At 65.5% G+C, this 2,131-nt stretch carries 2 protein-coding genes and 1 pseudogene; 2 read left to right on the forward strand and 1 reads right to left on the reverse strand.

What is annotated here, in order from left to right; all coding sequences use genetic code 11:
• Both D3654_RS00260 and D3654_RS00265 read left to right on the forward strand, forming a co-directional pair.
• Positions 1–514 (forward strand): AAA family ATPase (locus tag D3654_RS00260; protein WP_162943577.1); only part of this gene is annotated, 514 nt, incomplete at its 5' end.
• 394 nt (positions 515–908) lie between these two features.
• Complete coding sequence (locus tag D3654_RS00265) at positions 909–1,847, forward strand: 5'-3' exonuclease (protein WP_120519549.1); 939 nt, start codon at positions 909–911, stop codon at positions 1,845–1,847.
• A 137-nt stretch (positions 1,848–1,984) separates the two neighbouring features.
• On the opposite strand, the pseudogene D3654_RS20695 reads toward D3654_RS00265, so the two are convergent.
• Positions 1,985–2,131 (reverse strand): annotated as a pseudogene (locus tag D3654_RS20695) (sulfonate ABC transporter substrate-binding protein); the annotation flags it as partial.

Raw genomic sequence — 2,131 nt, forward strand, 5'->3', positions numbered from 1 at the left:
GATCATCATGACCACGAACCTGGGCACCCGCGACATCTCCAAGAGCGTTGCCACGGGCTTCCAGTCCGGCACGGACACCCAGACCGGTTACATCCGGATGCGGGCCCGGGTCACGGAAGAGCTCAAGCAGCACTTCCGTCCCGAGTTCCTGAACCGTGTTGACGACGTGGTGGTGTTCCCGCAGCTGACCCAGGAAGAGATCATCGAGATCGTGGACATGTTCGTGACCCGCTTGGAGAAGCGGCTCAAGGACAAGGACATGGGCATCGAACTCACCCCCGCTGCCAAGGTCCTGCTGGCCACCCGCGGCTACGCTCCCGCCATGGGCGCCCGGCCGCTGCGCCGGACCATCCAGCGCGAGATCGAGGACCAGCTCTCCGAGAAGATCCTCTTCGGCGAACTGCACCAGGGCGACACCGTCATTGTGGACGTCGTCGGTGAGGGCGAAGACGCCAGACTCACCGTTACGGGACATCCCCAACGGGATCCCGAGGTGCGGCCCACGGCAGGCTGAACGGGGGAGGAAGCGCTGAGACCTTCCTAGTCCTGGCAGTCAGGCCAGACGTCGAGTCCGCCGTCGTGAATGCGGTCACCCCAGGTCCATGCTTTCGCAGTGGTCGACGAAGTCCGCGACCCCGTGGTAGGGGAGCTGATCCCGCTGGAAGCGCGAAGGCCCGGGCCTTCGCGCGACGGCCGGCCGGCGGCTTCGGAAGATACTATCCGCTTCATGGCTCCTCCTGCTCCTGGACTGCTGGAGTTAACCATGGCACCGGCGGATCAAGGTCAGCCGCGATTTTACGCAGCCTTGGCACAGGTTTTGGGCAGGATTGAGGTTGTGGGCGGTGTGGCAGCGCTTTGGTGGCGCGGAGGGTCTTTGGTCTGACGCTGCCTTGGTGTAAGGATCGCTTATGGCCGACCGTTTGATGCTGCTGGATACCGCGTCCTTGTACTTTCGCGCCTTCTTCGGCGTGCCTGATTCGATCCGCAGCCCTGACGGGACGCCGGTGAACGCTGTTCGCGGCCTGCTGGAGATGATCGCGCGGCTCGTCACCGAGTACGGCGCGACCCATCTGGTGGCGTGTTGGGATGACGATTGGCGTCCTGGGTGGCGGGTGGATCTCATCCCGACGTACAAGTCGCACAGGGTCGCGGAGGCTGTGGTGGGCGGTCCCGACGTCGAGGTTGTGCCGGACGCGCTTGTGGTCCAGGTCCCGATGATCCGCCGGGTGCTCGGACTGGCGGGCATCGCCGTCGTCGGTGCTGCCGGTCATGAAGCTGACGACGTCATCGGCACCTACGCCAGCGACTCCGGCCTTCCGGTCGACGTCGTGACAGGGGACCGCGATCTGTTCCAGGTGGTCGATGACGCGCGGCAGGTGCGGGTCATTTACACCGCAAGGGGCATGCGGAACCTTGAGCTTGTGACCGATGCCGTCGTCGTTGCCAAGTATCGTGTGCTGCCCGGGCAGTACGCTGACTTCGCGACGTTGCGCGGGGACGCCTCCGACGGTCTGCCGGGTGTCGCGGGGATCGGGGAAAAGACGGCGGCGTCGTTGCTTTTGGCGTACGGCACCCTTGACGGCTTGCTTGAGGCCTCGGTGGATCCGGGCAGCGGGCTGTCAGCGCCGGTGCGGTCGAAGCTCGCCGCTTCCGCCGATTATCTGAAGGTTGCACCCGCCGTCGTGAATGTCGTGCGCGACCTCCCCTTGCCCACTCTCGACGACGCCGGAGCGCGGCTGCATCCAGTCACCGGAGGCCCGCGCTCTGAACTCGAGCGTCTCGCCACCGACTGGAACCTCGGTGGCCCGATGCAACGATTGATCGAGGCCCTGGACTCCCGTGCATGACGGCTACGGACTGGCGGCTTGGCTGAGTCCGTCCTCGCCGCCCGGAATCTCACGGAAAGCGCGTGAGTCCAGAATTTCCACCGCAGAAACCCCCGCTTCCCGGGCCGTGTGGCCCGGGAAGCGGGAATTTGGTGGTTTTAGTCTTGGCCGAGGCCGGCGGCGGAGGTCTTGCTGCCGGTGACCTCGTTCAGGGCCCGGAGGTCGAAGATGCCGTTGAGGTCGGCTTGTTTGGTGGTGCCGGCGTCCACGCCGTCCTGGAGCAGCCTCTTGTAGGTCCCGGCCAG

The organism is Arthrobacter celericrescens, assembly GCF_003614925.1.
GTDB classification, from domain to species: Bacteria; Actinomycetota; Actinomycetes; order Actinomycetales; family Micrococcaceae; genus Arthrobacter; species Arthrobacter celericrescens.